At 66.7% G+C, this 26,776-nt stretch carries 22 protein-coding genes; 5 read left to right on the forward strand and 17 right to left on the reverse strand.

Features of this window, described 5'->3' with window-relative positions:
• Window positions 1–48: 48 nt before the first annotated feature.
• Entirely contained in the window at window positions 49–1,674 is a 1,626-nt protein-coding gene (locus F6S87_RS01195) for a bifunctional shikimate kinase/3-dehydroquinate synthase (protein WP_163227523.1), read from the reverse strand.
• Window positions 1,675–1,961: 287 nt separating this feature from the next.
• Window positions 1,962–3,173 carry a chorismate synthase gene (gene aroC / locus F6S87_RS01200; protein WP_163227524.1) on the reverse strand — a complete coding sequence of 404 codons (1,212 nt, stop codon included), beginning with the start codon at window positions 3,171–3,173 and terminating at the stop codon, window positions 1,962–1,964.
• A gap of 166 nt (window positions 3,174–3,339) precedes the next feature.
• On the opposite strand from aroC, the gene F6S87_RS01205 reads away from it, so the two are divergent.
• The gene (locus tag F6S87_RS01205) at window positions 3,340–3,843 is read left to right on the forward strand and encodes a hypothetical protein (protein ID WP_163226851.1); all 504 of its coding nucleotides are present in this window, start codon (window positions 3,340–3,342) and stop codon (window positions 3,841–3,843) included.
• 39 nt (window positions 3,844–3,882) lie between these two features.
• Here F6S87_RS01205 and mltG read toward each other — a convergent pair whose 3' ends face one another.
• The 8 genes from mltG to F6S87_RS01245 form a co-directional block, all read right to left on the reverse strand.
• On the reverse strand, window positions 3,883–5,085 hold the full coding sequence (gene mltG / locus F6S87_RS01210) for an endolytic transglycosylase MltG (RefSeq protein WP_163226852.1): 1,203 nt from the start codon (window positions 5,083–5,085) through the stop codon (window positions 3,883–3,885).
• The gene (gene ruvX / locus F6S87_RS01215) at window positions 5,086–5,553 is read right to left on the reverse strand and encodes a Holliday junction resolvase RuvX (RefSeq protein WP_163226853.1); all 468 of its coding nucleotides are present in this window, start codon (window positions 5,551–5,553) and stop codon (window positions 5,086–5,088) included. It lies immediately after the preceding gene.
• A 196-nt stretch (window positions 5,554–5,749) separates the two neighbouring features.
• On the reverse strand, window positions 5,750–8,446 hold the full coding sequence (gene alaS, locus F6S87_RS01220; protein ID WP_163226854.1) for an alanine--tRNA ligase: 2,697 nt from the start codon (window positions 8,444–8,446) through the stop codon (window positions 5,750–5,752).
• 138 nt (window positions 8,447–8,584) lie between these two features.
• Entirely contained in the window at window positions 8,585–8,824 is a 240-nt protein-coding gene (locus F6S87_RS01225) for a hypothetical protein (RefSeq protein WP_163226855.1), read from the reverse strand.
• 1 nt (window position 8,825) lies between these two features.
• Entirely contained in the window at window positions 8,826–9,233 is a 408-nt protein-coding gene (locus F6S87_RS01230) for a DUF948 domain-containing protein (protein WP_163226856.1), read from the reverse strand.
• 160 nt (window positions 9,234–9,393) lie between these two features.
• The gene (locus F6S87_RS01235) at window positions 9,394–10,095 is read right to left on the reverse strand and encodes a histidine phosphatase family protein (protein WP_163227525.1); all 702 of its coding nucleotides are present in this window, start codon (window positions 10,093–10,095) and stop codon (window positions 9,394–9,396) included.
• Between the two features lie 192 nt (window positions 10,096–10,287).
• On the reverse strand, window positions 10,288–10,914 hold the full coding sequence (gene rpsD, locus F6S87_RS01240) for a 30S ribosomal protein S4 (RefSeq protein ID WP_163226857.1): 627 nt from the start codon (window positions 10,912–10,914) through the stop codon (window positions 10,288–10,290).
• 356 nt (window positions 10,915–11,270) lie between these two features.
• The gene (locus F6S87_RS01245) at window positions 11,271–13,913 is read right to left on the reverse strand and encodes an ATP-dependent helicase (RefSeq protein ID WP_163226858.1); all 2,643 of its coding nucleotides are present in this window, start codon (window positions 13,911–13,913) and stop codon (window positions 11,271–11,273) included.
• 158 nt (window positions 13,914–14,071) lie between these two features.
• Here F6S87_RS01245 and F6S87_RS01250 point away from each other — a divergent pair, with 158 nt between their 5' ends.
• Window positions 14,072–14,650, forward strand: coding sequence for a xanthine phosphoribosyltransferase (locus F6S87_RS01250; RefSeq protein ID WP_163226859.1), 579 nt, complete (start codon window positions 14,072–14,074; stop codon window positions 14,648–14,650).
• 85 nt (window positions 14,651–14,735) lie between these two features.
• On the opposite strand, the gene F6S87_RS01255 is transcribed toward F6S87_RS01250, so the two are convergent.
• The 5 genes from F6S87_RS01255 to F6S87_RS01275 all read right to left on the reverse strand — a co-directional run bounded on the left by F6S87_RS01255 (window position 14,736) and on the right by F6S87_RS01275 (window position 18,986).
• Window positions 14,736–15,692 (reverse strand): hypothetical protein, encoded by a 957-nt coding sequence (locus F6S87_RS01255; protein WP_163226860.1) that lies wholly within the window; start codon window positions 15,690–15,692, stop codon window positions 14,736–14,738.
• 100 nt (window positions 15,693–15,792) lie between these two features.
• Window positions 15,793–16,698: an SPFH domain-containing protein gene (locus tag F6S87_RS01260; protein WP_163226861.1), complete on the reverse strand. Its 906-nt coding sequence runs from the start codon at window positions 16,696–16,698 to the stop codon at window positions 15,793–15,795.
• A 147-nt stretch (window positions 16,699–16,845) separates the two neighbouring features.
• Window positions 16,846–17,532, reverse strand: a complete 687-nt coding sequence (locus tag F6S87_RS01265) for a type 1 glutamine amidotransferase domain-containing protein (protein ID WP_163226862.1) — start codon at window positions 17,530–17,532, stop codon at window positions 16,846–16,848.
• A gap of 287 nt (window positions 17,533–17,819) precedes the next feature.
• Complete coding sequence (locus F6S87_RS01270; protein ID WP_163226863.1) at window positions 17,820–18,512, reverse strand: putative ABC transporter permease; 693 nt, start codon at window positions 18,510–18,512, stop codon at window positions 17,820–17,822.
• Between the two features lie 108 nt (window positions 18,513–18,620).
• Window positions 18,621–18,986 carry a phage holin family protein gene (locus F6S87_RS01275; RefSeq protein ID WP_163226864.1) on the reverse strand — a complete coding sequence of 122 codons (366 nt, stop codon included), beginning with the start codon at window positions 18,984–18,986 and terminating at the stop codon, window positions 18,621–18,623.
• On the opposite strand from F6S87_RS01275, the gene F6S87_RS01280 reads away from it, so the two are divergent.
• Both F6S87_RS01280 and F6S87_RS01285 read left to right on the forward strand, forming a co-directional pair.
• On the forward strand, window positions 18,985–19,239 hold the full coding sequence (locus tag F6S87_RS01280; protein WP_163226865.1) for a hypothetical protein: 255 nt from the start codon (window positions 18,985–18,987) through the stop codon (window positions 19,237–19,239). The two genes, F6S87_RS01275 and F6S87_RS01280, sit on opposite strands and share 2 nt — an antisense overlap.
• A 260-nt stretch (window positions 19,240–19,499) precedes the next feature.
• Window positions 19,500–20,972, forward strand: a complete 1,473-nt coding sequence (locus F6S87_RS01285) for a hypothetical protein (protein WP_163226866.1) — start codon at window positions 19,500–19,502, stop codon at window positions 20,970–20,972.
• 137 nt (window positions 20,973–21,109) lie between these two features.
• Here the strand turns inward: F6S87_RS01285 and F6S87_RS01290 are convergent, their stop codons facing one another.
• Window positions 21,110–23,590: a phosphoketolase gene (locus F6S87_RS01290; RefSeq protein WP_163226867.1), complete on the reverse strand. Its 2,481-nt coding sequence runs from the start codon at window positions 23,588–23,590 to the stop codon at window positions 21,110–21,112.
• A 558-nt stretch (window positions 23,591–24,148) separates the two neighbouring features.
• Between F6S87_RS01290 and guaA the strand changes: the two genes are divergently transcribed.
• Window positions 24,149–25,711, forward strand: a complete 1,563-nt coding sequence (gene guaA, locus F6S87_RS01295; protein WP_163226868.1) for a glutamine-hydrolyzing GMP synthase — start codon at window positions 24,149–24,151, stop codon at window positions 25,709–25,711.
• Between the two features lie 90 nt (window positions 25,712–25,801).
• Here guaA and F6S87_RS01300 read toward each other — a convergent pair whose 3' ends face one another.
• A complete protein-coding gene (locus tag F6S87_RS01300; RefSeq protein ID WP_163226869.1) occupies window positions 25,802–26,743 on the reverse strand; it encodes an Mbeg1-like protein in 942 nt (313 codons plus the stop codon).
• Window positions 26,744–26,776: the final 33 nt, after the last annotated feature.

Genomic DNA, 26,776 nt, shown 5'->3' on the forward strand with positions numbered 1-26,776 from the left:
GTCTGGATTGCCTGTCCGGATTGTCCGCGACCGTGCGGACGTCGGCGCTCACGGGCGCCGGATGCGTTCGAACGCCTCCTCGACGGCGTCCATCGGCGGGTTGTCGAGATGGACCGGATGGCCGATCGAGTCGAGGACGACGAACCGCAGCGTGTTGCCGCGGGCCTTCTTGTCCTTGTGCATCAGCGCGACGACGTCGTCGAACGAGCCGTTGTCCCAGGAAACCGGAAGTCCCAGGCTCGACAGCAGTTCGCGATGGTACTCGACGACGTCGCGATCGAGGTGGCCGGTCAGGTTCGCCAGTTCGGCGGCGAACACGGTGCCGACGGCGACGGCGTTGCCGTGGCGCCAGCGGAAGTGCTCGAGCTTCTCGATGGCGTGGCCGAGCGTGTGGCCGTAGTTGAGGAACTCGCGCAGGCCGGCCTCGCGCAGGTCGTTGCTCACGTGGTAGGCCTTGACACGCACGGTGCGCTCGATGAGCTCGGCGACGGTGTCCTCGAGCGGCGTGCCGAGGAAGTCGGCGCCGTCGAAGTCGCGCAGCTCGCCGGCATGGCGTTCGAGGATCGCCAGGATTTCGGGATCGTGGATGAAGCCAGACTTGGCGACCTCGCCGAGCCCCTCGACGAAAATGTCGTTCGGCAGCGTCGCGAGCGTCCTCAGGTCGGCGAGCACGCCGGCCGGCGTGTAGAACGATCCGACGAGGTTCTTGCCCTGCGGCGTGTTGATGCCGGTCTTGCCGCCGGTCGACGCGTCGACCATCGCGAGCAGGCTCGTCGGGCAGTTGACGTAGCGCACGCCGCGCATCCACGTCGCGGCGACGAAGCCGGCAAGGTCGGTGCAGGCGCCGCCGCCAAGGCCGACGACGGCGTCGGAGCGCGTGAAGCCCTCGTCGCCGAGCCGCTGCCAGATGCCGTCGGCGACGTCGATCGTCTTGCCCTGTTCGGCGTCCGGAATGACGATGTCGGACACGTCGTAGCCGGCCTTGCGCAGGATCGTGCGGGCGCGGTCGGAATGCCGGCGCACCGACTGCGTGTGGATCAGCGCCACGCGCACCGGCTTGTCGCCCAGGACGTTCGGCAGCTGGCCGAGCATGCCCTCGCCGATCTCGACGGCGTACGGCTCGATGCCGGCACCGGTCACGTTCACTGTTCTCTCGTTGGTCATGTCAATCATCCTTTTTGCCGCCATCTGCGGCGTCATGCCATGCGTGCGCACGACGACGTTGGCCAGTTCGGCGTACACCGGATGGCGCACGTCGTACAGCGCCTTCCAGCGGGCGTTCGCGTCGCCGTCGAGCATCGGGCGGCCGCCGCCGCGGTTGGCGCGCTCCATCGCCTCGGCCGGATCGGCCATCAGGTAGACAAGCTTGCCGCCGCCGTCGACGTAGCCGCGCAGCGAGTCCTGGACCGCCGGCGTCATCGGGGCGCCGCCGCCGAGGGCGAAGACGCCGCCGAACGAGCCGAGGAAGTCGTCGATCAGGTCGCGTTCGACGTCGCGGAACGCCGGTTCGCCGTCGCTGGCGAAGAATTCGGAAATCGTGCAGCCGATCCGCTTCTCGATCTCGATGTCGGCGTCGGCGAACGGCAGGCCAAGCATCGATGCCATTTCGCGGCCGACGCGCGTCTTGCCGGCGCCCATCATGCCGATGACGATGGCGTACGGCCCCTCGTCCATGCGCCGGCCGGTCACGCGGTTGACGCGGATGCGCCGGCGCGAGCCGGAATTCCTGCCGGCATTCTTGCCGGACGTCTTGCCGGAACGGGAGGCGTTGGCGGCATTGCCGCTGCGGCGGCGCGGCCGGGAGCCGGATGCGTTGGCGCCGCCGCGGCGACGGCGTCCGGGCTTGCGGGCGTGGCCGCCGCCGCGGGAATTGCCGGAATTGCGGGAATTGCCGGAATCATGCGGATCGCGGGAATCGGAGGAATCGTGAGTGTTCATCGTGTCGTCTGTTTCCCCCGCCGTCAGCGCATGTGTTCGGGCCAGGCGGCCAGGTAACCGTCGATGTTGCGGCTCGTCTCGGCGACGGTGTCGCCGCCGAACTTGTCGAGCAGGTACTGGGCGAGCGTCAGGCGGACCATCGCCTCGGCAACGACGGCGGCGGCCGGCACGGCCGTGCTGTCGGACCGCTGGTTGATCGCCGTGGCGGCCTCGCCGGTCGTCACGTCGACGGTGCGCAGCGCCTTCGGAATGGACGGGATCGGCTTCATCGCCACGCGCACGACGATCGGCTGGCCGTTCGACATGCCGCCCTCGATGCCACCCGCGCGGTTCGTCAGGCGTTCGATGTGGCCATCGTCGCCGGCGACCATCTCGTCATGGGCCGCGGAGCCAGGGCGCATCGCCTCGGCGAAGCCGTCGCCGATCTCGACGCCCTTCATCGCCTGGATACCCATCATCGCGCCGGCGAGCGCGGCGTCGAGTCGCCGGTCGGATTCGACGTAGGTGCCGACGCCGGCAGGCATGCCGTAGGCGACAACTTCGACGACACCGCCGAGCGTGTCGGCACTGGCCTTCGCCTCGTCGATGCGGGCGACCATCGTGGCTTCGGCAGCCTTGTCGAGCGTGCGCACCGGCGAGGCGTCGAGGGCGGCGACGGTGGCGTCGTCGGCGCCCGGCAACATGCGGACACCGTCGACCACCTGATCGCCGACGATGCCGGCGCCGCCGATCGACAGGACGTGGGAGACGGTGCGGATGCCGTGGACCTGGTCGAGGAACTTCGCGGCGATCTCGCCGAGCGCCACGCGGGACGCGGTTTCGCGGGCCGACGAGCGTTCGAGGACCGGACGGGCGTCGTCGAAGCCATACTTGCGCATGCCGGTCAGGTCGGCGTGGCCGGGACGGGGGCGGCTCAGCGGGGCGTTGCGTCCCTCGCGGGCCAGTTCGTGGTCGAGCGGGTCGGCGGACATGACTTCGGTCCACTTGGGCCATTCGGTATTGCCGATCTCGATGGCGATCGGCGAGCCGATCGTCGTGCCGAACCGCACGCCGGTCAGCATGCGGACCCGGTCCTGCTCGAACTTCATGCGGGCGCCGCGTCCGTAGCCGAGGCGGCGGCGCGCCAGCGCCGCCTTGAGGTCGTCGGACGTGACGGCCACGCCGGCGGGCAAGCCCTCGATCATCGCCACCAGTGCCTCGCCGTGGGACTCCCCCGCCGTCTGCCAACGCAACATCGCCATGTTCTCCTTCGGTCGTGCCGGTTCGTTTCGTCGCCGTCGGGCCGTCCCGGCGGATCCGGTCCGCCGTCCGCACACATCGACATGCCCGTTCCGGCGGCTCCGGTCCACAGCGCTGGCGGCCCGACACACTAGCGCCTATCCTACCCGTATGCGTTATCTTTTGGTTGCGCCGAGCTTGCTGTGCGGACTGGCCGTCGCCGCCAGCGACATCCGGCGCCGGCTCGTGCCGCGCCGCTGGATCGCCGCGGGCGTGGCCTGCCAGCTGATCGTGCTGCTTGTCGTCGCGTTGGCGGATACGCCAGCAGGAACGACGGAAACGACGGCGATCGGCGTGGCGGAAGGCGACGCTTCCGGCGTGACGGGAACGATTCTCGCGACGGTGCTGGTCCCCGCCTGCTGGGGCGTGGCTGCCGGGTTGCTGCAGTGGATGCTGGCGCTGGCGCGGCCCGGGGCGCTCGGGTTCGGCGACGTGACGGCGAGCGCGATGTGCGGCGTGGCCGTCGGCGTGTTCGGCGCCGTCGTCTTCGCCCGCTGGTGGCTGCTGATGGGCCTGCTCGGCCTGGCCTGCCTGGCGACATGGCACAGGGTCGCCAGGTCGCCGGGAATGCCGTTCGTGCCGGTCATTGTCCTGTCGGCTGTCCTGTCCGTCGTCCTTTCCCGTTGAGGCCCGCGGCATCGACGGGAAAGAGGACGAATTGTGCCGTCAGTTGGCGTCGGGGTTGTTCGTCTTGTATTCCTGGACGTATTCCTGGAACTCGGCGTCGCTGTCGGTGAACTTCGTCTCGCCGGTCTTGAGGTTGACGGTGACGAAGTAGAGCCAGTTGCCTTCCGGCGGGTTGATGGCGGCCTCGATGGCCGAGTCGCCGGGGTTCGAGATCGGCGTCGGCGGCAGGCCGGTGTTGACGCGTGTGTTGTACGGGTTGGACGCGTCGGCGAGCTGGTCGTTGGTCAGCTGGTCGGCCGTGATGCCGAGGCCGTAGGCGACCGTCGTGTCCATGCCGAGCGTCATGCCGTCGGCGAGGCGGTTGAGGATGACGCGCACGACCTTGCCGTAGTATTCGGTCGAGTTGACTTCCGCCTCGGCGATCGACGCCATGATCAGGATCTTCTCGCGGTCGGCCGTCGCGACGCCGAGGTCGTCGAGTTTCTTGACGCGCGCGTCGACGAGTTCCTTGAGGATGGCGGACGCGCTCGTCTCGTTGGCGACGTCGTAGCTGCCCGGCTCGAGCCAGCCCTCGAAGCTGCCGTTGGCTTCGGACGGCAGGATACCGCTGCCGCCGCCGTCGACGACGGACTGGAAGTCCGAGAGCGCGATGCCGGAGACGTCGGCGGCGTTCTGGATGACGGTGGAGACGCGTTCGCCGGGCTTGACCTCGAGGAAGCCCTGCGCGTTGCCCTGGTCGGACAGGATGGCCGCGGCGGCCGACGCCTTCATCTGGTATTTCATGTCGTAGGTGCCGGGATACAGCGTCAGGTTGTTCGCGGAGACGGCGCTCGTGAACGCGTCGACCGACTTGACGATGCCGGCGTCGACGAGTCCCTGCGCGATTTCCTGGACGCTCTCGCCGCTCTGGATCGAGAACTTGACGTCGCCGGTGCCGGCGCCCTGGTAGTCGTCGACGACGCTGGACGATTCGGCCGACCGGCTCGCCGCCCAGTTCGCGATCTTCTTCGTGCCGACGAACAGTCCGGCGAACACGAGCGCGACGACGACGATGGCCACGATGATCGCGACGATCCTGCGGTTGCGCTTGCGACGGCGCCGCTCGCGGCGGTCGCGGCGCGACTGCGGCGGCCGCGGCGGCTCGGTGCCGGCCGATTCCGCCGGATGGTCGTGCTCGTCGCCCCGGTCGTCGACCCAGCTGGCGTTGTCCTCGAAATAGTCGCGGAAATCCTGGTCAGACACTCACTGCTCCTCGTTCTGCCGCGCACTGTCCAGCGCGGTCTGCAGGATGACCACGGCCGACTGCTGATCGATCATGGCCCGGTGCTTGCGGCTGTCCACGTTGGCATCGAACAGCATCCGGTGCGAGTCCACGGTGGTCAATCTCTCATCCAACAGGGTAACATCCGGCATGACGTTTATCCCCGATGCCGGATCGCGCACCTCGTCGCCGAGGGCGTGGATGAGCTCGCTCGTCCAGCGCCGCGCCTTGCGCGCGCTGGGCCCCTCGCGTCCGTCGAGTTCGAGCGGCAGCCCGACGACGACCCTCGTCACGTGTTCGTCCTCGATGACGTCGAGCACGTCGTCGACGGTCATCAGGTAGTCGCCGTACGCCTGGATGTTGCCGGCCGGATGGGCCATCGTCTCTTCCGGGTCCGACAGCGCCAGTCCCACGCGGGCGTTGCCGAGGTCGACGCCGAGCCATGTCATGGACGGGTCCTCGCTTTCCTGTGTTGCGGTGTCGCGAAATGGTACCGGTCATGTCGGTGCTGGCCGGTCGCCGGCGCAGGTGCCTCCGGCGACCGGCAGGCGTCCCCAGTATAGGGACGACTGCCGGCATGAAAAAAGGTGGCGGCCGCAGCCGCCACCGAATGCTTACGACCTCCGGACGGTCAGTGCACGGACGTCAGGCCTTGTGCGCGGCGTCGGCGACGGCCTTGAGGGCCACGTCGATCTTCGCGCCGTCGGTGCCACCGCCCTGGGCGAAGTCCGGCTTGCCGCCACCGCCGCCGCCGAGCATCTTCGAGGCGAGCGAGACGAGCGCGCCGGCCTTGATGCCCTCGGCGCGGGCCGCGGCGTTCGTGGCCACGACGATCTGCGGCTTGTCGGCGTCGTTGAGGCCGGCGAGGGCCACGACGGCCGGGACGTCGTCGCCGAGCTTGGCGCGGATGTCCATCGCCGTCTTGCGCAGCGCGTCGAACGAGCCGAAGTGGCCGACGTTCTTCGCGGCGACCTTGACCGGGGCGTTCGAGGACTGGGCGGCCTTGACGAGTTCCGGCACCGAGGCGGCCAGCTGGCTCTCGTACATCGCGTTGAGGCGCTGGTCCTGTTCCTTGAGCTTGGCGAGCAGCGTGGTGACGCGGTCGGCGAGCTCGTCCGGACGGGCGTTGACCATGTCGGACAGCTGGGAGACGAGCGCGTGCTCGCGGGCGCCGTGCTCGTAGGCGTTCTGGCCGACGAGGGCGTCCACGCGGCGCACGCCGGAGCCGATCGACGCCTCGGACAGGATGGAGACGTTGCCGATCTTGCCGGCGTAGTCGACGTGCGTGCCGCCGCACAGCTCGCGGCTCCAGCCGTCGTCGCCGATCGTGACGACGCGCACGATGTCGCCGTACTTCTCGCCGAACAGGTGCATGGCGCCGAGCGCGACGGCGTCGTCGAACTTCATTTCCTGCGTGGTGACGCGCAGGTTGTCGCGCAGGCGGTCGTTGACGCGGGCCTCGACCGAGCTCATCAGGTCCTTCGTCGGGGCCGACGACCACTGGAAGTCGAAGCGCAGGCGGTTCGGGGCGTCCTCGGAGCCGCGCTGCGTGGCCTGCGGGCCAAGTTCCTCGCGCAGTGCCTTGTGGACGATGTGCGTGGCGGTGTGGGCGCGGGCGATGGCGCCGCGGCGCTCGATGTCGATCTCGGCGGTCACTTCGGCGCCGACGACGAGCGTGCCCTCCTCGAGACGGCACTGGTGGACGATGAGGTCCTTGATCGGCTTCTGGACGTCGTCGACTTGCAGCACGGCGCCGTCGTCGGAGACGATGTCGCCCTGGTCGGCGAGCTGGCCGCCGGCCTCGGCGTAGAACGGCGTGCGGTCGAGGATGACCTCGACGTTGGCCGGCGCGGTGACGGCCGGCACGGAGCCCTTGCCCTCGACCATGATGCCGAGCACGCGCGAGCGCGTGGCGACCTCGGTGTAGCCCTCGAACTCGATCGGGGCCGTCAGCGTCTTCTTGAAGTCGTCGTATTCGGACAGGTCCACGTTGTGGCGCTTCTTGAGCGCGTCCTGGCGGCCGCGGTCCTTCTGCTCCTTCATGAGCTTGCGGAATTCGGCCTCGTCGACCTTGACGCCCTGCTCCTGGGCCATCTCGAGCGTCAGCTCGATCGGGAAGCCGTAGGTGTCGTGCAGCGTGAACGCGGCATCGCCCGGGAAAACGACGTCGGACTTGTTGTCCTCCTTCGCTTCCTCCCTGGCCTTGTCCATCGCCATGTCGAAGATCTCGATGCCCTTGGCGAGCGTCTTGCGGAACGCGTCCTCCTCGCCGCAGGCGGCCTCGTAGACGTCGTGGAACGTGTCCTTGAGTTCCGGATAGTTCGGTTCCATCGCGTTCTCGGAGACCGGCAGCAGCTCCGGGATGACCGGTTCCTTGACGCCGAGCTTCTGCATGGCCTCGGCGGTGCGGCGGATGAGGCGGCGCAGCACGTAGCCGCGGCCGGTGTTCGACGGACGCACGCCGTCGGACATGATCATCAGCGCGGAGCGGACGTGGTCGGCGACCACGCGGAAGCGCACGTCGGCGGACGGATCGTCGCCGTACTTGATGCCCGAGAGCTTCTCGGCGGCCTCGATGACCGGATAGACCTCGTCGGTCTCGTAGATGTTGTTCTTGCCCTGCAGCAGGTAGGCGACGCGCTCGAGGCCGGCGCCGGTGTCGATGTTCTTGTGCTGCAGTTCGCCGACGATGTGCAGGTTGGTCTTCGACTGCACGTTGTCGACGTAGTAGTTCTCGAAGACGAGGTCCCAGATCTCGATGTAGCGGTTCTCGTCGACGACCGGGCCGCCGTCCTTGCCGAACTCGGGGCCGCGGTCGACGTAGATCTCGGAGCACGGGCCGCCGGGACCGGGGCCTCCGGTCGTCCAGAAGTTGTCCTCCATGCCGAGGATCTGGATGTGTTCGGGGTCGACGCCCTCGTTCTTCCACATCGCGCGGGCCTCGTCGTCGTCGGTGAACGTCGTCATCCACAGCTTCTCCTTGTCGAAGCCGTAGCCGCCCTGGTCCTGCGGCCTGGTCAGCAGGTCGTAGGCGTAGTGGATGGCCTCTTCCTTGAAGTAGTCGCCGAACGAGAAGTTGCCGAGCATCTGGAAGAACGTGCCGTGACGCGTGGTCTTGCCGACTTCCTCGATGTCGAGCGTGCGCACGCACTTCTGGTTGCTGGCCATGCGGTGGCTCGGCGGCGTCTTCTCGCCCATCAGGTACGGGATGAACGGGACCATGCCGGCGATGGTGAACAGCGTGGTCGGATTCGGGGAGATCAGCGATGCCGACGGGACCACCAGGTGCCCGTTCTCCTCGAAATAGTTCAAAAATCGCTTCGCGATTTCAGCGGTGCGCATTGTGCGTTGGCTCCTTGTTGGTCTGTGTCTGTCGGGTGAAAAGTCGAATGGACGCATGGCCGGATGAACCCGGCCGGTCGCGCGGAAAAGCATGATTCGCGCGGGGATCGTGCACGATTCCCGCGCCGGAAGGGGCGCTCAGCCCTTCAGCTCGGCGCCGTACCTGGCGTTGAGCTCGGCTTCGCGGGTGCGCTGCGCGTCGCGGAATTCGGTGACGAGTCCCTGCAGCGTGCGCATCGCGACGTTGTCCTGGTCGGGGCCGAGGACGAACTGGCGTGCCTTGTCGGGCGTGTTGGCCTTGAGATAGGCCTCGGCCTTCGTGACGGCCAGCACGCCGGCGATGACGCCCAGGCCAATCCAGAATACGCGCTTGAACACTTCACTCCCCCTTGGTCTTCGTGGCCGTCGCGGTGGTCGTCGTCTCCTTCGCGTCCTTCGGGTGGGCGAACGACTGGGCCGTCGTCTTCGCCGCGTAGACGATGGAGGCGATCTTGATGACCGGCTTGCCGAGGAACGATCCGTACAGGTTGGTCAGGGCGCCCACGTTATTGGCGGTGGCGCTGGCCGCCGACGAGATCCTGTTGACGTCGGCGAGCGTCTTGTTGACTTCCTGCACCGTCGTGACGCCCTCGTCGAGGGCCGGCAGGGCATGGTCGCCGGCATCCTTGACGGTGTCGGCGATCTGGTCGAACAGCTTGCCGAGACGAATCAGCGGGTAGATGAGAAAACCCGCGAGCACGGCGAACGCGATGGCGGCGATCAGGCCGGCGATTTCTCCAACACCCATCTTGCACCTCTTTCTCGAACGTGGCCGGACGCGCCGGCCGGCCTCCCTGGCCGACCGTGGCGGCGGTCCGCTGCCACCGGGCATTGCTAAGCGACCATGTTACCCGCCCCACACTAGCCAATAAGCCGGACCGGAAGTTTTTCTCCGTTGGGCGTCGCGCTCAACGACGGTTGTAGGAGGCGACCGTCACGGCCTCGTCGAAGCTCGCGGCCTCCGTGTCGAAGTCGAGGACGGTGACCGAGCCGTTCGCCGGCCGTTCGGACAGGTCGTACGGCTGGCCGTGTTCGTCGCGGCTGGACTCGCCGAAGCGGTGCATGAGGCTCAGCAGCGTGTTGCCGTGCGAGATCTGCAGCACGTCGTCGCCGTCATGCAGCGCCGGATTGGCGGCGATGAGGCGGAAGCCGCCCTCGACGCGACGCCAGTATTCCTCGTCGTTCTCGGCGTCGTGGAACGGGTCGGCTTCCTTGAGGAAGTCGCGGGTGGCGCCCAGGCCGTAGCGCTCGACGATGGCATTGTAGGTCGGCGCGCCGTGGGGGCCGCCGGCGGCGGTCCAGGCCACGCCCATGTCCTGTCCTTCGTAGTAGCCGTAGAACTGCTCGCGGAAGTGCATGTCGGCGACGAGGGCCGGACGCGGGTTGCCGGCCTGCCCGTTGATGTCGAGGATGCGGCGCGCCGTCGTCTCGGCGCGCGTGGTGTCCGAACAGTAGGCGGCGGCGAAGCGCACGTGCTCGAGCAGGTGGCCGGCATGGTCGGCGTCGGCCAGGCCGGATTCGGTCAGCGGCGAGTTCGACCAGCCCTGGAGGCGGTTGTAGCGGTTGAAGAATGTCTGTCCGTGACGGACAAGGTGCAGGTGCAGGATCATGGCCCTCATCGTAGCACTGCCCGTCATGCCGCCGTCCCGGGATTCGTTCCCGGGATGACAACGCATGGGAAAACGCTTCCTCGCATGCGCCGCGGGCCGGACAACGACGAAGGGCCCCGGACCTTCTCGGTCCGGAGCCCTTGCCGGTATGTATGTCCTAATCCGTAATGATTTACAGAGCTGTGGCCCGCATCAGCGAGCGTAGAATTCGACCACGTACTGGATGTTGACCTGGACCGGAATCTCTTCGGCTTCCGGCTTGCGGACCAGCGTGGCCTTCAGGGACGGCAGGTTGACGTCCAGGTAGCCCGGGACCGGCGGCAGCACATCGCGGTGCACGCCTTCGGCGGCGATCTGGAACGGAACCATCGTCTGGCTCTTCGGCTTGACCTGGATGGTCTGTCCCGGCTTGACGCGGTAGGACGGACGGTCCACGATGTTGCCGTCGACGAGGATGTGGCGGTGAACCACGAACTGGCGGGCCTGGGCGGTCGTGCGGGCGATGCCGGCGCGCAGGACCAGGGCGTCGAGACGGGTCTCGAGGTCGGTCAGCATGGCGTTGCCGGTCTGGCCGGCGGTGTGCGTGCCCTTTTCGTAGGCGGCGCGCAGCTGCTTCTCGGAGATGCCGTACTGGGCGCGCAGACGCTGCTTCTCACGCAGACGCACGGCGTAATCGGACTCGGTGCGGCGACGGGTGCGGCCGTGCTCGCCCGGGGCGTAGGGACGCTTTTCGAAGATGCGCTGGGCCTTCGGGGTCAGTGCAATGCCGAGGGCGCGGGAAAGGCGCACCTGACGGCGGGAACGCTGAACGTTCGTCATTGATATATCCTTCGGTTGTTCTGTCGTTGTCTGAACGGAACGTCGGAATGGCAGGCCGGTCGCACGGACCGTCCACGTCTTCCGTCGGCGGCGTATCGCTGTCCCGCGTGCCGCCGGAGACCTCCCGCAAGAAGGTCGCCGGTCGGTTCGCCGGATGAAACGATCCATCCGCCGGAAGCCGTTCCGACGCTGAGTCGGCCTCCCCAGTGCTTCATCGCGCGCGAGGCGCGAACGGACGTTGCCGTCCGCCGACCCACTGATGGGCTATGACTCCAGACGGTGTCCGGATCCGGGCCGGAGCCCGGAAGACACCAGCCGCCAAGTATACACGCCTGCCCCGGACATGCCGCTGCCGCCTAGAGCTTCTCGATCGGGGCGAGGCGCAGCATCAGGCGCTTGACGCCGTTCGAGCCGAAGTCGACGGTGAGCACGGAGTTGCGTCCCTTGTCCTGCGTGTCGACGACCTTGCCCATGCCGAACTTGTCGTGCGTGATGCGGTCGCCGACGTGGAAGTCGGCGATGTCCAGGTGGTTGTCGGCACCGGTCGCGGACACCGGCTTGACGTTCGCCGACGGCGACGTGCGACGCGTCGTCACGCGGCCTGAATGGCCCGAGCCGGCCTGTCCGGCGCGGCTGTGCGAGCTCGAGTAGCCGCCGCGGTCGTTGCTCAGGTCGCTGCCATAGCGGCGGTTCCACTGGTAGGATCCGTGGCCGCCGCGGGACCCCGACCTGCGGGACGAATCGTGCGACGATCCGTACGACGAGCCGTATGACGACGAACCACGGGAGGATCCGTACGAGGAGCCGCCGTACGAGGAGTGCGACGCCGTGCGCGGGGCGGCCGAGCCGAACGTCGAGCCGCCGAACGAGAAGCCGCCGAATTCGTCGTCATCGTCGCCCCACCCGCCGAACTCGTCGTCGTCGCGCCAGCCGGAGCGCATGCGTTCCATGCCGGTCTCGCGGCGCTTCCAGTCGATCAGCTCGTCGGGAATCTCGTCGAGGAACTGGCTCGGCAGCATCTCGTTGGCCTGGCCCCACTGCGCGCGCAGCGCGGCGCGCGTGACGTACAGGTGCCGCTTGGCGCGCGTGATGCCGACGTAGGCGAGACGGCGCTCCTCGGACAGTTCCTTCTCGTCCTCCATCGCGCGCGAATGCGGGAACGTGCCCTGCTCCATGCCGGTCAGGAAGACGACCGGGTATTCGAGGCCCTTGGCCGTGTGCAGCGTCATCAGCGTGACCTTGCCGGAATCCTCGTCGGCGCCGGGCAGCTGGTCGGAGTCGGCGACGAGCGCCGTCGTCTCGAGGAAGCCGGACAGCGTGCCGTCGGGGTTGTGCTGCTCGTATTCGGCGGCGACGGACTGCAGCTGCGAGAGGTTCTCCACGCGCGAGGCGTCCTGCGGGTCGTCGGACTTCTGCAGCTCCTCGAGCAGCCCGCTCTCGTGGAGCACCTGGGCAACAATCCTCGACGGATGCGCATCGTTCGCGGCGGCGAACTGGCGCAGCGAGTTCATCAGGTCGCGGAACCTCGACAGCGGGTTGGCCGTGCGCGCCGTCATGCCCTCGATCTGCTCGAGGTGGTCGAGCGCGTCCCAGAACGTCGTGTTGTGGCTTTCGGCCGCCATCGCGACCATCGACTCGGCGCGGGCGCCCAGTCCCCGCTTCGGCACGTTGAGGATGCGGCGCATGTTGACGTTGTCGGCCGGGTTGACGATCGCCTGCAGGTAGGCTATCGCGTCCTTGACCTCGCGCCGCTCGTAGAAGCGCGTGCCGCCGACAAGCTGGTAGGGCACGCCTGCCTTGATCAGGCCTTCCTCCAGCGAGCGCGACTGCGCGTTCGCGCGGTACATGATCGCGATGTCCGAATACCTGACGCCTTCCTCGGCGTGCAGGCGCGTGATCTCGCCGGCGATCCAGTGCGCCTCGAGCGCGGCGTTGTCGGCGGCGTAGCCGGTGATCTTCTCGCCCTTGCCGAGCGCCGTCCACAGCTTCTTCGGCTTGCGGCCCTCGTTGTGGGTGATGACGGCGTTGGCGGCGTCGAGGATCGTCTGCGTCGAACGGTAGTTCTGCTCGAGCATGATTGTCCTGGCGTTCGGGAAGTCCTGCTCGAAGTCCTGGATGTTGCGGATGTCGGCGCCGCGGAACGCGTAGATCGACTGGTCGGAGTCGCCGACGACAGTGACGGCGGCCGACGGGCCGGCCGGGTCGTCGACGCCGGCGAGCTCGCGGATGAGGATGTACTGGGCGTGGTTCGTGTCCTGGTACTCGTCGACGAGGATGAAGCGGAACTTGTGCCGGTAGTAGGCGGCGACGTCGGGCTGCGTGCGCAGCAGCTCGACGGTCTTGAAGATCAGGTCGTCGAAGTCGACGGCGTTGGCCATCGCCAGCCGGTACTGGTATTCGGCGTACATGACGGCGTAGAGTTCCTCGATGTTGTCGATGCGGCCGAACCGGTAGCCACGCTGCCCGGGCTTGTAGTCCGGCGCGAACGCCGCCAGCTGCGTCTTCCAGTCGACCAGCGAGTTCTTGTAGTCGGAAATGCGCGAGAGAATGCTGCGCGGCGTGAACTTCTTGACGTCGACGTTGAGGTCCTGGCCGATGAGCTTGATCAGGCGTTCGCAGTCGGCGGTGTCGTAGATCGAGAAGCCGTTCTTCAGGCCCACGCCCTCGCCGTCGCGGCGCAGGATGCGCACGCAGGCGGAATGGAACGTCGAGACCCACATGCGGTCGGCGACCGGCCCGATCAGCGCGGCGAGTCGTTCCTTCATCTCGGCGGCGGCCTTGTTCGTGAACGTGATCGCGAGGATCTGGCTGGGCCACGCGCCGACCTGGGAGAGAATCCACGCGATGCGGCGCGTCAGCACGCGCGTCTTGCCGGAGCCGGCGCCGGCGCCGATCAGCAGCGCCGGACCGGCGTAGCGGACGGCCTCGGCCTGCGGCTGGTTCAGGTCGCCCGTCAGCTCTTCCGGCGACCTCTGGATGACTTCGGGATCCTGCTGCATCGTGCCCTTTCCTGTGGTGGACGAACGTCGAATCGTTCCCAGCATAGTGTACGGTTCGGAACCCGGCGGCGCGACCGGGCCGGAGGGCTTCCCCGGCGCCGGGTGCGCCGCATGTCCGTCGGGCGAGTAAGCTTCTCGGCTATACGTGAGGAGAGAACATGCAGGAACTCGAGGACAGGATCGTTGCCGAAGGAACCGTGCGACCGGGCGAGGTCGTCAAGGTCGACTCGTTCCTCAACCACCAGTGCGACGTGACGTTGTTCGACCACATGGGCGCCGAATGGGCTGCCCACTTCGCCGGCCGTCCGGTCAACAAGATCCTGACGATCGAGGCGTCGGGCATCGGCATCGCGTGCGTGGCCGCGCGCCATTTCGACGACGTGCCGGTCGTGTTCGCGAAGAAGGCGCAGTCGATCAACCTCGACGGCGACCAGTACTGCACGTCGGTGTATTCGTACACAAAGCAGCAGGCCTATCCGATCATCCTGTCGAAGCGGTTCCTCGGGCCCTCCGACCACGTGCTGATCATCGACGACTTCATGGCCAACGGCAAGGCGATGCAGGGCCTGCTCGAGCTGTGCGAGGAAGCGCACGCCCATGTCGAGGGCATCGGCATCGCGATCGAGAAGGGCTTCCAGGGTGGCGGCGACGCGCTGCGCGACGAGGGCTACGACGTCGACTCGCTCGCCATCATCGACGAGATTCGCGACGACGGCACGCTGGTCTTCCGTCACTGAGCCGGAACACCCGCGAATCGTTCCCATTTTTTCCATTCATGACGGAACGGGAGCCTGCCCACGGCAGGCTCCCGTTCCGTCATGGTCAGATCTTCACGTCGTCGTCGGCGCCCTCGAATTTCCTGATCGCGTAGTCGTCGACGATCCAGCGCACGACGAGGCCGACGACGAGCATGACGGCCAGCGGAATCCAGAAATACGGCGTCTTCAGCGTCGGCAGGCAGTACAGTGCGAGCGCGGCCCCGACGCCGATGACGATGGCGAGCAGCCCGAGCACGTTGGCCCAGTAACTCAGCTGCTTCTCGGCGATGCGGTCGTAGTTGATCCGCTCGTCGCGTCCCTCCTCGTTCTTGCTCAGCTGGTAGATGTTGACGAACCGCATCGCGTGGAAGTTGTACTTGCCGACGTTGACGCGTCCGCCCCAGTAGTAGCTGTAGAGAATCATCGCCAGTCCGACGGCGATCGACAGGCTTGACAGGCCGCTCGTCACGGCCGTCGGCCACGACTGCGCGAGCAGCACGAGCAGCGCGTTGACGCCGGCGATGATCGCGGCGCCGGTCGCGAGCCACGCCGCCTGCGAGCGCCGTGCCGCCCTGACCTGCGCGGGCGTGTAGCGGCGCGTGATGTGGTTGAAGACGGTGCGGTAGTCGTCGTTGTCCTGGATGGTGAAGTAGAGGATCGCGCCGCCGGCGAACAACGCCAGCATCTCGACGATGAACGATTCTGGATGGGCCTGTACCGTGGGCAGCTCGACGACGTCGCGGGTGAGCTTGCCGACGAGCTTGTCGATCGCGTCGATGACGACCTGCGTGTCCGCGTTGGACCGTTCGGGAACGAGCTTGAGGAAGTCGCCGATCGACAGGCCGCCGAAGATGACGGCGAATCCGGCAGCCATGTACTTCGCGTGCCGTTTCATGTGCCATTCGTAGCCGTTGACGGGACCGTTCGGTTTCTTCAGCCGCTTGCCGACGATCGTGTCCAGTCCCGCGTCGATCTGGCCTTCCAGCCCGCTGTCCGCCTGTTCGTCGCTGTCGTTGAGCACGATTCCTCCCTGTCTGCCCGTTCAGCCCCGACTATAGGCGGAAGCGTCCGCGCTGAGCCGACAGCGAGAGGAGCGGGCGCGGGAGAAACGAGTTGGGCGCCTACTGCTTCTTCGGCGACGAGGAGGCGGCGGCGAGCATCTGGTCGAACATCGAGCTCGTCTCGCGGAAGTCGCTCGGCAGCACGACCGTCGACGACTTGCCGTGCGAGGCGAACTCCCCCATCATGTCGGTCCACTGCGTGAAGGCGAACAGTTCGTTGGCTTCCCGCGGCGTGACGCCGGCTTCCTGGATGGTCGCCAGCGAGTCCTTGATGCCCTCGGCGATCGCCTTGCGCTGCTCGGCGATGCCGCGGCCGGCTTCCTTCATCGCGTCCGCCTTCGCCGTCGCCTCGGTGACGACGCGGATCTTCTCGGCGTCGGCCCGGGACTTCGTGGCGACCTTCTCGCGTTCGGCGGCGTTGATCGCGTTCATCGCGTTCTCGACGTCGGTGGGCAGGCCGATCGACTGGATGAGCGTGCCGACGACGACGTAGCCATACTGGATCATGTGGTCGGCGACCTTGCGGCGCACGCTCTCGGCGATCGCGTCCTTCTCGTCGAAGACGGAGTCGAGGTCGAACTGCGGAATCGTGGACCGCAGCGCGTCGACGATGTAGCTCTTCATCTGCTCGAACGGATTCTGCAACGCGTAGAAGCTGCGGTAGATGCCGGCGTCGCCGTCTTCGGTGGAGACACGGAACTGCACGGCGACCGTCATCTTGATCGTCACGTTGTCCTTCGTCTTCGCGGACATCTCGAACATGTCCTGTAGCGTGCGCAGGTCGACATGCTGGCGGATGACGTCCATGACGGGCACCTTCATGTGGATGCCGGCGGGCACGATGCGCCTGAACCGGCCGAATCGCTCGATGATGGCGACGGTCTGCTGCTGGACGACGAAAATCGACGACGCCAGCAGCCACACGACCAGCAGGACGACAATGACGGCAATGACCAGCGCAACCATGGGTGTTCTCCCCTCTCGAAAGCGGCGACGGCAACGGACAGGCGGGTCCTCCGCTGCGGAACTTCGTTCGTTCCGGTCGCTCGATTTCCCACACTAGCGCCGCCGGGCGCCGCCTCCGTCGACATTCTCGGGAGCCGAGACCGCCTGCTACAGCAGCTTGAGGACCTCGCGGGCGACGTGGGCGGCGGACTGCGGGTTCTGGCCGGTCACCAGGCGCGCGTCGGCGTCGACGACGACATGGTCGGTGTACGGGTCGCCTTCGGAATAGTTCGCGCCGGCCTGCCTGAGGGCATCCTCGGCGAGGAACGGCACGGCCTTGGTCAGGCCGTTGAGTTCCTCCTCGCGGTCGCTGAAGCCGGCAACGTCGAGGCCCTCGACGAACGGCGAACCGTCCGGCTTCCTCATCGCGAGCAGCCCGACGACGCCGTGGCAGACGCCGGCGACGACGCCGCCGCGCTGGTGGATGGACTCGGCGACGGCGGCGATCTCCTCGTCGTGCGGCAGGTCCCACATCACGCCGTGGCCGCCGGCGTAGTAGATGACGTCGTAGTCGTCCGGATCGATTTCGGACGGGGCGAACGAGTCGGCCAGGTAGCGTTCGCGGAAGCCGGCGTCGCGGTAGTGCCGCCAGCAGGCGTCGTCCATCGCGTCGGCGGCGAGGCTGCCCGGATCGACCGGCACGTAGCCGCCCCTCGGGCTCACGTAGTCGACGGCGACGCCGTTGAGCTGCATTGCATCGTGGAAATGAACGGCTTCGGACAGCCACACGCCGGTCGCCCGGTCGATCGTGTCGAAGGCAGCGGTGGAAGTGACGACAATCAGTGCTCGCGTCATGAAAAAATCCTTTCGTCGCGGAAACGCTCCCGCCAGCGCAACGGGCGGGAGAATCGTCCACTCATTGTAGGAACGATGCTCCGGCCCGTGGTGAGCCGAAAGAATAACGGGCGCCTCCTCCGGCATTTCTTCCGTGGATGTCGGAACAACGATGCCGGAATGTCAGTCGAGGTCGCCGCGCACGAGGCAGACGGCGCCGTGGGCGGCGACGCAGTGCGCGCTGGCTGGTCTTGTCGATGTTGTTCATGTGATTCGCCATGGCTTCCGGGCCGGTAATGGGCGGGTGGCTACGCGACGGGCGCCAGGCCGGGGACGTAGGAGAAGATGCAGGCGACGGCGAACAGGACCATCAGGACGGCGAAGACGACGTTCGCGGTGACCGGCTTCATGTGCATGAAGATGCGGCAGATGACCGGATAGAACAGCCAGACGTAGGCGACGGCGAGCAGGCCGATGAAGAAGTCGTTGACAATCCATCCCTGGCCCAGGATGTTGCCCGGCAGCACCGAGTTGTCCCAGTACGGATAGATGCCGTACTGGTCGGGCTGGTTGATGATCAGGCCGATGCCGGTTTCCAGCACGGCGGCGAGCAGGAACGCGATGACGAACGTTTCCAGCAGCGCGCCCCAGTTCGTCTTGCGGCGCCGGACGATCCATTCCTTGAGCGGCTCGATGACAAGCGTCATGACGACGGCGCCGATGCCGTACACCCAGTACGGGAAATACCACGGGTCGTGCCAGACGGCATAGTCGTCGGCGACGATGCCGAAGAAATGGTTCATCATCGTGCAGTACGGCAGCTCGCACCAGTGGCCGACGATGCTGAAATAGCACAGGCAGATGATCAGCGTGCGCCAGAAAAACCACGTGCGTGGCCGGAAATAGCCGAGTTCGTCGCGCCGGACCGTGCCGTGCAGCGATTCGCGGTTTCCGTCGCGCGGCTCCCCGGCGTCCCGCCGCCTGTTGTGTTCACGACTCATCTGCGCGCTCGCCCGCCTTCCAATGGTGCCTGTCCCCTGCAGCCTCACCCTACCCATTCGGCGACCGGTGGGCCGAGAGAAAAACCGGCGGCGCGGCCGGCGCGGACGTCAGGCGCGCACGACGGTGTTGACGAGGCCGGAGACGATCGTCAGGATCAGCGAGCCGATCACCGACCACCAGAAGCCGCCGATGACGACGCCCATGCCGAAGATCGTGAACGCGAGCCAGCTGGCCAGCTCCATGAACAGCCAGTTGATGACGAGCGCGAACAGGCCGAACGTCAGGATCGAGAACGGCATCGCGAGCAGCTGGACGACGGGCTTGAGCGACGCGTTGAGTAGCGCCATGAACAGTGCCCAGATCGCGACGCCGAGGATGGCCGGGTGGCCGACGGCCGTCATGCCCGGCAGCAGCGCCACCATGACGGCGGCGGCGAATGTCATGATTGCCCAGCGGGCCAGGAAACTTGCCATGGCCCCGATTATGCCAGAGCAATCCCGTGCTTCGCCCCGGAAAGAACGGCCGGCGGCGGCCCGTTCACTGTTTTTTCACGATTTCTCCCGGGATATCCCGACGCTTGCCGCCGTCTTTGCCGGCTTTCCGGTCACGAAGATACGCCATCGGAGCCGGCACGATTTGGTTCCGTTTCCGGTTTCGCCGACGACGAAGCGAAACATGACAGCGCGGCGGCGACTCACCATTTCGGCCAGCGAGGCCGGTCGGTGACGACGATGTTCCGGACGGGAACCGCTGTCGGCACCCCGGCAGCCCAGTACGCAAGCGCCGGACAGGTGCCGACGCCGGGCCGCCAAATCGACCGTTTTTCGCGGACGATAATCCGCGACGTCACGGCACGGCGCCGTTTCCCACCGGGGAAACCGCACCGGAACGCCGCGATGGCATCCATAACCTTCCGATCAGGGCGGTCCGTAGCAATGGTCGCCGGCAACGACGCCGGAACCGGCCGGACCGCGGGAAGGATTGCCATGTCGCTCGCCATCGTCGTCATCCGCATGCACCGCGCCAGCGTCGTCAACGATCCGGCGCTCGACGGCGCCGTCGCCCTGCTCGGCTATCTCGGACCGTCCGGACTGATGGACTTCGTCGCCGAACGCTACGGCCACCCCGTCCGGCCGCGTCGCCGGCTTCCCGGGCCGCCGGCGGCAGCGCCCGTCGCCCCGTCGACGCCGGTCGACGACGTCGTCGCCGGCACGGCCAACGCCACCGGATCGCTGCGCACGGCGCTCGACCCGTCGATCACGCGTTCCGGACTGCTCGTCGACTACGACCACCTGACCGTGCTGGCGTTCGGCGACCGGTGCCTGCGGCACGACTACAACGCCGTCGCCGTTGCCATGGAACTGCTGTTCATCGCCTGGGCCGGATGGCATGTCGAATGGTCGCGCGGCGGTCCGGCCGGCTTCGCCGACTACCTGCGCCGGCATCAGCCCGACCTCTACGCCGGCTACCTGTCCGCGCGCGTGGCCGGCCTGTCCTTCGCCGGCGTTTCCGGCGACAACCGGGACCTCGTCATGCCGATGCTCGTGCGGTCCGCCGCCAATCCGTCGGTCGTCCCGCTGACCGAATACCCGTTCCGCACGCCATCCGACGGCACGCCGCCGTGGTCTGCGGCGCTCTCGCAGGTCACGTCCTGCATGGACACCGCCACCGCGCCGCCGCCGTTGCGGCACCGGGCACGCCGCGGATTGCTGACGGTGCGCAGGGACGGCCAGCTCTATGCGTTCCCGACGCCGTTCTCGTCGTCCGTCGAGACGCTCGAGCACCGCCGCGCGCTGCTCGCCGCGGTCGACGGACTCGATCCCGCCGACGTGGCCCCGACGACGGGCTGCCATCTCGCGGCGCCGCAGTGTCCCGCCATCCGCCTCGACGCCAGGCCCTGTTCCACGTTGTCGCCGCTCTCGTTCCTCGGCGAGCATACGCAATTCGCCGTCGGGGATTTCGAGCACGAGGTGCTGCGCGGCACCGCCCGGTACTCGGCCGCCGTGCCGGGCGGCTACGCCGACCGCGACGCCTACTTTCCGTCGAACGGCGTCGATGTCGACTGGGACGCCCGGGTCCTGTCCTACTGGGGCCTGGCCGACACCGACCGGACGGCCGATCTCCAGCGGATCTACGGGCGGCAGTGGACACTCGTCTACCGCGGCATCGACTACCAGTCGCAGCTTGTAGCGGCCGCGCGCACGGCCAGGGACGCGGGCGACGACACGGCGCAGGTGTCATTCTCGCTGACCGTCGGTCCCGAAGAAGGCTATTTTCCCGTGCTGCGCGGCGTCGTGCGCCAAGAGGCCGCGCAGCTGCACCGCTTGTCCGGCGCGATCGCCGACCCGCTGCCGGTCTTCGACGGCCTCGTCGCCGCCTATCACCGCCTTGTCGGCGGCGTTCACCTGCTCCCCCACCTCATCGGCCAGTTCGGCATGTCGCAGCCCGATGTCCCCTGAAGAGTCGCATGAATGCGAGCATGAATATGAACATGCGGGTGGGCCCCGCCGGATTTTTCCGGCGGGGCCCACCCGCACGTCCGTGCAGACCCCGGCAGGTGCGGACTGGCCGCGCCTACCGGAAGGTCAGGCGATCATCACTCGTTGTCGCCAGCGGTGGCGGCGGTGGCGGTGACGGCGCCCGGCTTGTCGGTCTTGACGCCCGGGTACACCCAGTCGGTGTAGTCCGGGATGTCGTAGCCGTTGTCGACCGCGAAGTTGTAGGCCTCGACGCGGAAGTCTTCCAGCTTCTTGATCTCGTCAGCGTACTTGTCGGCGTCGATCGTGCGGAGGGCCGTGGCGGTCAGCTCGTAGCGATCGATGTCGTTGACGCGGACCATGTCGTACGGCGTGGTCGTGGAGCCCTGCTCCTTGTAGCCGACAACGTTGAAGTTGTCGTGGTTCGGGCGATCGTAGATCAGGCCGCGAACGTCATGGGCGTAGGAGTGGTACGCGAACAGGACCGGCTTGTCCTCGGTGAAGAGCTCGGCGAACTCCTCGTCGGACAGGGCCTCGTCGTTCTCCTTGGCGGACTGCAGCTTGAGCAGATCGGCCACGTTGACGACCTTGAACTTCACGCCAAGCTGGTTCAGCTTGTCGGAAGCGGCCATGATCTCCTGCGTCGGGACATCGCCGGCGGCGGCGAGGACGATATCGACGTCCTCGTTCTTGTCGACGTTGGAAGCCCACTTCCACTCGATGGCGCCCTTGGCGACCTCTTCGCGGGCCTCGTCCAGCGTGACCCACGTGGCGGCCGGCTGCTTGCCGGCGATGATCGCGTTGATCGCGTTCGTCGACTTGTAGCACTTCTCGGCGATGGCGAGCAGCAGGTTGGAGTCGGCGCCGAAGTAGATGTTCACGACGTGGTCGTTGTTGAACGTCTTGTTCAGCAGGACGGAGGTGACACCCGGATCCTGGTGCGAGAAGCCGTTGTGGTCCTGACGCCAGACGTGCGAGGTGACCAGCAGGTTCATCGACGAGATCGGCTTGCGCCACGGGATCTCGCGGACGGTGGCCTCGAGCCACTTGGCGTGCTGGTTCAGCATCGAGTCGATGACGTGGACGAAGGACTCGTAGGAGCTCCAGATGCCGTGACGGCCGGTGAGCAGGTAGGCCTCGAGGAAGCCCTCGCACTGGTGCTCGGAGAGCTGCTCGGTGACCTGGCCGGTGACGGCCATGTGCTCGTCGACGAGGTCGCGGGACAGGTAGCCGTTGTCCCACTGCTTGTTGGTGACCTCGTAGGAAGCCTGCAGACGGTTCGACGCGGTCTCGTCCGGTCCGAAGATGCGGAACGAATCCGGGTTGTTCTTGATGATGTCGCGGGTGTAGACACCGAGGCGACGGGTGGCCTCGAGCTGGCCCCAGCCGTGGCCGAACTCCTTGACTTCCTTGACCTCGTAGTCGTCGAGGTTCGGCAGGTCGAGCTCCTGGCGGATGACGCCGCCGTTGGCGTTCGGGTTGGCGCCGATGCGCAGCTCGCCCTTCGGCATGAACGCGGTGACGTCTTCCTTGACGGAGCCGTCGGCGTTGAAGAGCTCTTCCGGCTTGTAGGAAGCCATCCAGTTCTTCAGGATGTTGAAGTGCTCGACGGTGTCGCGGGCGGAGGCCAGCGGGACCTGGTGGGCACGCCAGGAGCCCTCGGTCTTCTTGCCGTCGATGAACTTCGGGCAGGTCCAGCCCTTCGGGGTGCGGAAGATCAGCATCGGGTAGAACGGACGCGTGGTGTCGTCGGTGTTCGCGGCGGCCTTGATGTCGCAGATCTCGTCGAAGATCGTCTCGAACAGGTCGGCGAAGCGACGGTGGATCGACATGTGATCCTCGTCGTCGAAGCCGGCGACGAACTCGTACGGGTGGTAGCCCAGGCCGCGGAAGAAGTCGTGCAGCTCCTCGTCGGAGATGCGGGCGAGGATCGTCGGGTTGGCGATCTTGTAGCCGTTGAGGTGCAGGATCGGCAGGACGATGCCGTCGGTGCGCGGGTTGACGAGCTTGTTGGACTGCCAGCCGGTGGCCAGCGGGCCGGTCTCGGCTTCGCCGTCGCCGACGATGCACGGGACGAACAGGCTCGGGTTGTTCATGACGGCGCCGTAGGCGTGCGACAGCGCATAGCCCAGCTCGCCACCCTCGTGGATCGAGCCCGGGGTCTCCGGAGCGAAGTGGGACGGGATGCCGCCCGGGTAGGAGAACTGGCGGAAGAACTTCTGCAGGCCAGCCTCGTCCTTCGTGATGTTCGGGTAGTACTCGGTGTAGGTGCCGTCGAGGTAGGACTGGGCGGTACCGGCCGGGCCGCCGTGGCCCGGGCCCATGATGAAGACGGTGTTCTGCTGGTGGTCCGCGATCAGGCGGTTGATGTGGGCAAGAAGGAAGTTCAGGCCCGGGGTGGTGCCCCAGTGACCGACAAGGCGGTGCTTCACGTCGTCGCGAGTGAAGGGCTCCTTCATCAGCGGGTTGCTACGCAGGTAGATCTGGCCAATGGACATGTAGTTGGACGCACGCCAGTACTTGTCCATTCCTTCGATAGCTTCCTCGGAAACAGCGCGGTTGAGCTTCTTCCAGGGGGTGCCAATAACAGGACTTGTCATGTATACTCCTGTACTCCTTGCACTTCGCTTGGGAAGTGCAATATGTGTGTTTACCAGTCGGTTGCTTTGCCGTGGCCCGTTCTGTGCAAAAGCCGTCGGCTCGCTCCCAATCGGTGTTTATAGTACGGGACGACGATGACTTTTGGGACCTTTTTGAAACCGTATGTGCAGAAATGTTAGTTTTTTTACCGTTTCTGTCGCTTTCGTCTAGGGATTTGTGAAAAAGGAAATTCGTTGAACTTATTCGGGAATCGTTGGAAATTCAAGCTTCTGAACGATTTCTCCAAAATCGAAATGTTGGTTTTGGTAGATTCTGTTGCGGCGTGTTGAACCTTTCGGAAGAATCGTTCAGCCTACGGAAACAAGCTGCCCCAACCAACCAAACAGAACCAAACATCCTCCGTTCGACCGCACAATGTCGTCTTGGCCCGACACAATGGAGCCATTCATCGACACCGCCGACGGGTGCCGCTCGCGGTCCCGGCGCGGCTGTCAGTCACGTCCGCGGGACTTCCCCGCGAACCGAATGCCGCTTCCAAGTCCAAAGGGGTTATACATATGGCTACAGGGCCAGTGCTCGTCGTTGACTTCGGCGCCCAGTACGCGCAGCTCATCGCCCGCCGCGTGCGCGAGGCCAACGTCTATTCCGAACTCGTCCCCCACTCCATGCCGGTCGCCGACATGCTCGCGAAGGATCCGGCCGCCATCATCCTGTCCGGCGGCCCGGCGTCCGTCTACGAGGAAGGCGCGCCGACGATCGACGCGGCGATCTTCGACGCCGGCGTCCCGGTGCTCGGCATCTGCTACGGCTTCCAGGTCATGGCCCACGTCCTCGGCGGCGACGTCGACAAGGCCGCGCTCGGCGAATACGGCAAGACGCTGGCCGTCATCGACGCCCCGGAGGGCATGCTCGAGGATTCCCCGCGCGAGCAGGACGTCTGGATGAGCCACGGCGTCGCCGTCAAGCAGGCGCCGGCGGGCTTCGAGGTTCTCGCGCACACCGAGGGCGCGCCGGTCGCCGCGATGGCCGACCCGTCCCGCCGTCTCTACGGCGTGCAGTGGCATCCGGAAGTGAAGCACACGCCGCTCGGCCAGGACCTCATCTCCCGCTTCCTGCACGAATGCGCCGGCATCGGCGACAACTGGGACTCGACGTCCATCATCGAGGACCAGGTCAGGGCCATCCGCGAGAAGGTCGGTGACGCCCAGGTCATCTGCGGCCTGTCCGGCGGCGTCGACTCGGCCGTCGCGGCCGCCCTCGTCCACAAGGCGATCGGCGAGCAGCTCACCTGCGTGTTCGTCGACCACGGCCTGCTGCGCAAGGGCGAGGTCGAGCAGGTGAAGCACGACTTCGTCGAGGCGACCGGCATCAAGCTGATCGCGGTCGACGCGGCCGACGACTTCCTCGACGCCCTGTCCGGCGTCTCCGATCCGGAGACGAAGCGCAAGATCATCGGCGAGAAGTTCATCCGTACGTTCGAGAAGGCCCAGCGCCAGGTCATCGAGATGGCCGGCGCCGAGGGCAAGGAAGTCAAGTTCCTCGTGCAGGGCACGCTCTACCCCGACGTCGTCGAGTCCGGCGGCGGCGACGGCGCCTCGAACATCAAGTCGCACCACAACGTCGGCGGCCTGCCCGACGACCTCGACTTCGAGCTCATCGAGCCGCTCAGGACGCTGTTCAAGGACGAGGTCCGCGCGATCGGCACCGAGCTCGGCCTGCCGGAGGAGATTGTCTGGCGCCAGCCGTTCCCGGGTCCGGGCCTGGGCATCCGCATTGTCGGCGAGATCACGCGCGAACGCCTCGACGTGCTGCGCGAGGCCGACGCGATCGTCCGCGAGGAGCTGACGAAGGCCGGCCTCGACCGCGACATCTGGCAGTGCCCGGTCGTGCTGCTTGCCGACGTCCACTCGGTCGGCGTCCAGGGCGACGAGCGCACGTACGGCTCGCCGATCGTGCTGCGCCCGGTGTCCTCCGAGGACGCGATGACGGCCGACTGGAGCCGCCTGCCGTACGACGTCCTCGCGACGATCTCGACGCGCATCACGAACGAATGCCGCCAGATCAACCGCGTTGTCCTCGACTGCACGAGCAAGCCGCCGGCCACGATCGAGTGGGAGTGACCCACTCCCCCGGCGTCCGACGGACGCCATGTGGCAAAAGGCCACCGCCCCGGATCCGGGGCGGTGGCCTTTTGCCATCCGGAGGAAGGCCTACAGCAGCCTGCGCCCGAGCAGGCGGTAGGGAGCGAACAATGTCTGGAAGATGCGGTGCTTGGCCGCGTCGTCGGTGATGTCAATGAGCAGGTTGAGCAGGCCGCTGGTCATGCGGCCGACCATCGTCTGGTGCGCGCGGATCAGGTGCGTGCCCCTCGTCTTCCAGTTGTAGACGTAGTGCTGCATGACGAACGGCTTGGCGCTGTCGACGTAGGCGAGGCCGGCGCGCGGGTGTTCGTGAATGTTGCCGACGATCGACGATTTCGGGATGAACGTGTGGATCTTCGGCGCGATGAGCCGGTAGGCGTCGGTGTCCCGGTAGTGCGGCGCCAGGCCGGGCCCGTCGAAACTGCAGATGTCGACGATGTCGCCGGCGGCGTCCGGGTAGCGGTCGACGAGCTCGCGGCAGGCGAACTCGGCGAGGTTGCCGCCCTTCGAGTGGCCGCAGACGAGCACCGGGCCGTTCCAGTCGGCGTAGTTGCGCTCGAGGAACGCGGCGGCGTCGAGCTGCGAGCCGGTCGGCTGGTTCTCGGACAGCTTGAGCGATTCGTGCCATCCGGTCACCGTCAGGTCGGTGGCGCGGAACGCGACGCACAGCATGCCGCCCTGCTCGACGGCGAGCGCGCCGAATTGCTGCGAGCCCTCGACGTAGCGGGCCTCGAAGTCGCGCAGGACGGCGTCGCGGTAGCGGTCGGCCCGCTTGACGAGCTGGGCTAGCTCGAGGTCTTCCTTGTTCTCGAGCGAGACGACCGGTTCGCCGTGCCGGTTCTCGATCGTCGGCAGGACGGCCTCGTCGATCGCGTCGGCCATCGGCTTGCCGATCGAGTCGTCGTCGTATTCGAAGTTCGTCATTTCGGAAAGCACGAGCAGGTCGAGCGCGTTGGCGCCGACCTGCGAGAACGGCGTGCCGAAATAGTCGCGTGCGTAATCCATCAGCATCGAAAAGTCACCTCTGTCTTGTCTGTCTGCTCC

It is taken from the genome of Bifidobacterium choloepi (genome assembly GCF_010667615.1).
Taxonomy (GTDB): Bacteria; Actinomycetota; Actinomycetes; order Actinomycetales; family Bifidobacteriaceae; genus Bifidobacterium; species Bifidobacterium choloepi.